Origin of the sequence: Aliiglaciecola sp. 3_MG-2023, assembly GCF_030548205.1 — a bacterium.
Taxonomy (GTDB): Bacteria; Pseudomonadota; Gammaproteobacteria; order Enterobacterales; family Alteromonadaceae; genus Aliiglaciecola.
Window position 1 is genome coordinate 386773 of sequence record NZ_JAUORV010000002.1, and the last position, 6781, is coordinate 393553.

Annotated in this window: 6 protein-coding genes; 5 read left to right on the forward strand and 1 reads right to left on the reverse strand. The window is 42.8% G+C overall.

Going from position 1 to position 6781, the window contains the following annotated elements; all coding sequences use genetic code 11:
• Window positions 1-262: 262 nt before the first annotated feature.
• The 4 genes from pcnB to panC are packed head-to-tail and all read left to right on the forward strand — an operon-like array spanning window position 263 to window position 3816.
• Complete coding sequence (gene pcnB, locus Q4574_RS03730; RefSeq protein WP_303471684.1) at window positions 263-1576, forward strand: polynucleotide adenylyltransferase PcnB; 1314 nt, start codon at window positions 263-265, stop codon at window positions 1574-1576.
• Window positions 1576-2082, forward strand: coding sequence for a 2-amino-4-hydroxy-6-hydroxymethyldihydropteridine diphosphokinase (gene folK, locus Q4574_RS03735; protein WP_303471646.1), 507 nt, complete (start codon window positions 1576-1578; stop codon window positions 2080-2082). Before pcnB ends, folK begins: the two co-directional genes overlap by 1 nt.
• Before the next feature lie 59 nt (window positions 2083-2141).
• Complete coding sequence (gene panB / locus Q4574_RS03740; RefSeq protein WP_303471648.1) at window positions 2142-2939, forward strand: 3-methyl-2-oxobutanoate hydroxymethyltransferase; 798 nt, start codon at window positions 2142-2144, stop codon at window positions 2937-2939.
• A gap of 25 nt (window positions 2940-2964) precedes the next feature.
• Window positions 2965-3816, forward strand: coding sequence for a pantoate--beta-alanine ligase (panC, locus tag Q4574_RS03745; RefSeq protein ID WP_303471650.1), 852 nt, complete (start codon window positions 2965-2967; stop codon window positions 3814-3816).
• A gap of 7 nt (window positions 3817-3823) precedes the next feature.
• Here panC and panP read toward each other — a convergent pair whose 3' ends face one another.
• Entirely contained in the window at window positions 3824-5437 is a 1614-nt protein-coding gene (gene panP / locus Q4574_RS03750; protein WP_303471652.1) for a pyridoxal-dependent aspartate 1-decarboxylase PanP, read from the reverse strand.
• Between the two features lie 234 nt (window positions 5438-5671).
• Between panP and Q4574_RS03755 the strand changes: the two genes are divergently transcribed.
• Complete coding sequence (locus Q4574_RS03755) at window positions 5672-6382, forward strand: EAL domain-containing protein (protein ID WP_303471654.1); 711 nt, start codon at window positions 5672-5674, stop codon at window positions 6380-6382.
• Window positions 6383-6781: the final 399 nt, after the last annotated feature.

The following is a 6781-nucleotide window of genomic DNA, read 5'->3' on the forward strand; positions in this document are numbered from 1 at the left end:
AAATGTGGCGGGATTCTGCATTGTTTGCAAAGCAAAACAGGGATAATTTGTCACTGCCTGGTGCAGATGACACAAAATTAGCCATAACTTGCTATAGCAACAGATAGAAAATACTTTTCATCCAGTATATCATTGCGCGCCAATTAAAATAATTTGTGTTATCAGGAGCCAACGCATCATTTCTCGAGTGATCAAAAAGGTCAAAAACGCTTTGACAAAAAACACGGAAGAATATCATTCGGATTTACTCAATCCGAAGGTTATCACTCGCGCTGAGCATGGCATTTCTAGAAAAGGCATCAGTGACAACGCTTTAAAAGTTTTGTATCGCTTAAATGGTGCTGGGTTCGATGCTTATTTAGTCGGCGGCTGTGTCCGCGATCTGATTTTGGGATTACAACCCAAAGACTTCGATGTTGTTACCAATGCCACTCCTGATGAAGTAAAAGCCCTGTTTAGAAATTGTCGATTAATCGGTCGTCGCTTTCGCTTAGCCCATGTGGTTTTTGGTCGAGAAATCATTGAAGTGGCCACCTTTAGAGGCCATCACCAAAACAGCACCGATGAAAAAGGTAAAAAAGCTGCCGAAGTACTCGGTAAACAAAGTCAAGAAGGTCAAATTCTTAGAGATAATGTTTTTGGTAGCATTGAAGAAGATGCCGAGCGCCGTGACTTTACGGTCAATGCCATGTATTACCGGGTAACCGATTTTACGGTGACAGACTTTGCCAACGGGATGCAAGCGATTAAAGACAAACGTCTAGAGTTAATTGGCGATCCCGAAACCCGTTATCGTGAAGACCCGGTGAGAATGTTACGGGCGGTACGCTTTGCTGCCAAACTGAATATGCAAATCAGTCCAAAATCTGCCGAAGCAATACATCAATTGGGTAGTTTATTAAACAATATTCCCCCTGCCCGCCTGTTCGAGGAAGTCATTAAACTGTTTATTTCTGGGCAAGGGTTAAGAACCTTTGAATTAATGCAGGAATATGATCTTATTCAACCGCTTTTTCCACAGCTAGCGCCCCTGTTGAAAAGCAATGACAGCCGGGAAATTCAGTTTATTAGCAAAATGCTAATGAACACGGATAATCGTATTAATACCGGTCAAAGAGTCACTCCGGCATTTATGTATGCCGCATTTCTGTGGTACCCAATTGAAGAGCACTGTCAAAAACTGATGGACGAAGCCGGCTTGAATCATTTCGATGCATTTAATATCGCCGTTAACGACGTCCTGCACAGACAAATACAACGCATTATGATCCCCAAACGCTTTTCCAGCATGATGCGAGAAATCTGGTTATTGCAATTACGCTTGCCAAAGAGATTTGGGCGCAGAGCTTATCAAATGCTGGAACATGCTCGTTTTCGTGCAGCCTATGATTTCCTGCTCATCCGTGGTCAAATTGAGGGTGGAAAACTGCTTGAGCTAGCGGATTGGTGGACTGAATTTCAAGAGGTTTCTCCAGAACAACGCAAACAAATGCTAACTAAGCTTAGGGAAGCGGAAGGCGGCCCAGCTCGTCGTTCTCGCCGTCGCCCGAAAAGAAAGAAACCCAGCGCTTCCTAATGCACCCCGTAACTAGCTACATAGGTTTGGGCAGTAATTTGGCCAAACCTGACCAGCAATTGCAAGAGGCGTTGCGGGCAATTCACGAACTGAAAGACACTCATGTAACACAATGTTCTAGTTTTTATGCAAGCAAACCTATGGGTCCCCAAGATCAGCCAGATTATGTGAATGCCGTTGTCGAAATAGCCACAAAGCTGTCTGCCGAAGACTTACTCTCACAATTACAGGCAATTGAACAGACCCATGGACGCCAACGAAAATCCGAACGTTGGGGGCCTAGAACCTTAGATTTAGATATTATTTTGTACGGCAATGAGCAAATCCAAAGCAACGATTTGGTTGTGCCCCATTACGGAATGAAAACACGAGAGTTTGTACTTTATCCGTTACGTGAGATAGCCCCTGAACTCGTGTTACCATGTGGCGATTCTTTAGTTTCTGTATTAAAAAGTGTCCCTAAAAATGGCCTTGAAGTGATCAGAAAGGATGTGACTTGGAAATAAATAAAAGTGAGCAAGCTTCTAACTTTGTTGCACTTTTCAGTTAGCAGAAGGTGATTAATATGACTAAGAAAGTAACTACGTCAACCTTGTTTAAAATGAAACAAGATAAACAAAAAATTACAGCGCTAACAGCTTATGACGCTAGCTTCGCCAAGCTATTTGATGAGCAAGGGATTGATGTGATTTTAATTGGTGATTCTTTAGGAATGGTGCTACAAGGTTGCGATGACACCTTATCCGTTACAATAGAAGATATCGCCTATCATACCGCATCTGTTCGCAAAGGCACCGAACGCGCTTTTGTCATCGCCGATATGCCTTTTATGAGCTACGCCACACCAGAACAAACATATACTAACGCAGCTAAGCTGATGGCAGCGGGCGCGAGTATGGTGAAAGTTGAAGGCGGTGATTGGCTACTCGAGTCGATTAAAGGCCTCAATTTACGCGGCGTGCCCGTGTGCGGGCATTTAGGACTTACTCCCCAGTCTGTTCACGTTTTTGGTGGCTTCAAAGTCCAGGGTCGCGAAGACTTACAAGCAGAACAACTTTTTGAACAAGCGGAGGCCTTGGCTCATGCTGGTGTGCAATTGCTAGTTTTAGAGTGTGTCCCATCCTCTTTAGCTGAAAAAATTAGCAAGGCAATTAATATTCCTGTCATTGGTATAGGCGCAGGCGTACATACCGACGGACAAATCTTAGTCATGCATGACATGTTTGGTGTGAGCGCCAATTATATGCCTAAATTTTCTAAAAACTATTTGGAAATCACAGGGGATATGCGCGAAGCTGTAAAATCCTATATTGAAGAAGTTCAAAATGGCGTCTTCCCTGGCCCCGAGCATAGCTTTAACTAATCGCTAAGAATACACAGGACAAATTATGCAACAAATTAGTGATATAACTCCCTTAAGAGAAATACGTAGGAAGTGGCAAAACGATGGTAAAACCATTGCTTTTGTACCTACCATGGGGAATTTACATAAAGGACATTTACACCTAGTTGAGCAAGCAAAAGAACACGCAGACATTGTAGTGGTCTCAATTTTTGTGAATCCTTTGCAATTCGGACCAGATGAAGATTTAGCCTCATATCCTCGCACCATGGAGCAGGATATGGCGGCATTGGAAGCCTTGGGTGTGGATGTTCTTTTCACCCCAAAAGCGGATGATATATACTCCCGGGGATTGGAAAAGCAAACCTTTGTAGAAGTACCAGGGTTATCCTATATGATTTGTGGTGCGAGTCGCCCTGGGCATTTTCGTGGAGTAGCCACCATAGTATGTAAATTATTTAATATGGTGCAGCCGAATATGGCTTTTTTTGGTGAAAAGGACTTTCAGCAATTACAAGTTATCAAAGCCATGGTGACAGATTTATCAATGAACCTGCAAATCTTTGGTGTGCCTACGGTGCGAGAGCATGACGGCTTAGCTATGTCGTCACGAAATAACTATTTAACTGAGTCTGAACGACAAAAAGCGCCCGCTTTGTATAGTTGCTTACAGAAATTGAGTGAAAACATTCAGTTGGGGCGACGAGATTTCAGTCGTTTAATTCATCAATCAACTGAAGAGTTAGCCGAAGCAGGTTTCACCGTCGATTATATCGACATTCGTTCAGTAGAATCCTTGTTAAGCCCGGGACATGAAGAAACAGAGTTAGTAATTTTAGGCGCCGCATTCTTAGGCAAAACCCGTTTGATTGATAATATTCAGGTAACCCTAGAATAGCTTAGTGCTAACCAACTGATCGTTTGGAATCCAGTAGAGCTTGATCCTCAAGCTCTTTCCAAACTTTAGTGCCTTTGGCAATCTGCACCTGTTCTTGCAAAATATTTTTCAAATCTTGATCCGTTGTTAATGGATTAGCGAGCACAACCCGAAATACAGTAAGTAACCTTGAACCATAATTTTCAACGGTTAAACGGGTTCTAGACACAAAAGATTTACCGGCTTCACGCTGTTGCTTCTGAACAGCGACATTTAACCTATCTAGCATTTCACTCTCTATTTCACCCTGTGCGTCAGTGTGAGGGGGCTTTACACGATAGGTAAGCAGTGACAAGGTTGGCGCTGTGATGAGTTCAAAATACTCATGTTGGTCTATTAGGGAAGCAAAACGTTGAGCTTTCTCGATACTTTGATCGATGAGCAATTCGTATCCTTCACGACCAAATATGTTAAATGCGGAATACACCATCATTGCCATACCATTTCGGGAACCTTCTAAGGTTGTCGCCCCGAGATCTTTAGAGCCAGCACGCAATATGTATTGCGCATGATGTCGCACAGCGTTGCTGTCTTGCGGATTTTTGAATACCACTACACCTGCGCCCATGGGAACATACATTTGCTTGTGGGCGTCAAGGGTCACCGAATCTGCTCTATGGATACCCTTGAGTTTAACTTTATTGCGGTTAGAAAATAAGGTAGCGCCTCCCCAAGCCGCATCAACATGGAAATGGCATTGTAATTCTTTAGCAACATCAGCCAGTTCATCTAGGGGATCAACATGACCTGTTTCTGTGGTACCTGCAATCCCCACAATGGCTAATAACTTATTGCCCTGGCGTTCAAATTCCTGTCCTGTTGCTAAGGCTTTTTCGGGAGATAAGCGCTGGTTTAAACTATCCACTGTCAGCATTTGCTCACGTCCTAAACCTAAAACATCAACGGCTTTAGATAGAGAATAATGTCCTCGTTTAGAAGATAGTATGCCCATATTGGCATAGCCGTAATGTTTTAATCCTGCGGCTAAGCCTTGTTTCGCAACACCTCGAAAGCTTCCGTTCGGAGCCAAAGCTTTATTTCGGGCCACCCATAGGGCGGTAATATTTGCAATGGTTCCACCAGAGCAAAACGCCCCCAAAGAGTGTTTCGCACTGTGTAAGTGAGTTTGATAAAAGGCACTGGACTCACTGTAAACCAGTTCATGTAACATTCCGACAACTTGACGTTCTAGGGGCGTAAAGGCTTTTGAAGTCTCAATTTTGACTAAGTTTTGATTCAAGCCTACTAGCAGTTTTGCTAGGGGTAGATGGAAATAGGGTAACGCTGATGTCATATGCCCAATGAAGGTGGGTGCATAGGTATTAACCGAGTTGGCAACGACTTTTTCTAGTAGCATTTCTGCGTGTGCAGAAACAAACTCTGGAGATTCGGGTACTTTGTATTCTTGAAAATTTTGCTCAATATCTTCCAGAGATTTAGCTGTGGTCACAACATGTTGCGATAGAAAATCCGACAGATTATCTGACAAATGCTCTTCTATTTGCGCAAGTTTGGAATCTTTACCCTCTGGCATGGTAAATACCCGGAACATGTGTTCCAAACTGGCTGTCGCTTTAACCACTCGTTGTAACCCCTTGTGAAAACTTTCAGACGCGGACTTTAGCGCAAATCCGTCATATCGCCAAATTTTAAAACGAACTAAGTTAATAAAAAATACAGTTTTTTAACAAATCGCCAGAAGTTTCATTTTCTGAACTGAAAAAGTGATGCTATTGTTGTAAATCTGAGCAAAGATAAATTATGACTTAAAAATAAACGGACGCTCAGAGGACATAATGCTGTAACGAGGACACTTATGCACATTAAAGAAGTCACGGATAATTTTAGTCTGGATAGAATCGTTCCTTTTTTTCAACCCATAATGGATATATCTCATGAAACGGTTTGGCGTTTTGAGTGTCTTGCCAGATTAGTGACGCCTGACGAGCAAACCTTTGTGCCAAGTGAATTCTTGCATATCATCGAACAACAAGCCTGTATTTCGCAATTAACGGAAACAATTTTAAATCGTAGTGCTAATTATTTTAGAGATCTTAATGCTGCCTGGAACATCAATATCAATGAACAAGATATGTTAAATCCAGACTTAATCCAAACCTTGGCGGAAGCCCTTCATGATTACCCGAATCCTAAACGGATTGGATTAGAATTGACGGCTGCGGTAGTACTTGAGAATGTGGATAGCTTTGAGACCTTCGCCGCTCAATGTCGTGATTTAAATATTGCTATTTATATCGACCATTTTGGCGCTACACCTAGCAATATCAATAGTATCTTAAGCCTCCCCGTCAACGGTATAAAAATAGCCGGTGGGTTAATATCTCAGTTAATGGAAAATCAGCAAACCTACGAATTTGTTGAACATTTTACTAATTTAGCGAAACAAAAAGAAATTAGTGTTGTGGCCGTACATGTGGAAGATTGGGCAACCTTGGAAAAATTAAAAGAATTGGGGATTCAGTATGCCCAAGGCTATTACTTTAGTATGCCAAAACCCAACCTTTAAGTCCTTATTCAACCACCTCCACAAAAATACTCCATGTAGCATGGTCTTTAGACCATGGGTTTGTCGGGAATTGTCGCGGAGCGGTAGCATGGTCTTTAGGCCATGAGGCATTTCCTCGGGGCTAAAGCACCCGCCTACATGAAACCGATATGTATGTAACATGGTCTTTAGACCATGGGTTTATCGGGAATTGTCGCGGAGCGGTAACATGGTCTTCAGGCCATGAGGCATTTCCTCGGGGCTAAAGCACCCGCCTACAGGAAACCGATATGTATGTAACATGGTCTTTAGACCATGGGTTTGTCGGGAATTGTCGCGGAGTGGTAGCATGGTCTTTAGGCCATGAGGCATTTCCTCGGGGCTAAAGCACCCGCCTACATGAAACCGATATGTATGTAA

Coding starts and splice junctions, on each gene's coding strand:
- panC (WP_303471650.1), top strand. CDS start 2,965: ATGCAACAAATTAGTGATATAACTCCCTTAAGAGAAATACGTAGGAAG.
- folK (WP_303471646.1), top strand. CDS start 1,576: ATGCACCCCGTAACTAGCTACATAGGTTTGGGCAGTAATTTGGCCAAA.
- Q4574_RS03755 (WP_303471654.1), top strand. CDS start 5,672: ATGCACATTAAAGAAGTCACGGATAATTTTAGTCTGGATAGAATCGTT.
- panB (WP_303471648.1), top strand. CDS start 2,142: ATGACTAAGAAAGTAACTACGTCAACCTTGTTTAAAATGAAACAAGAT.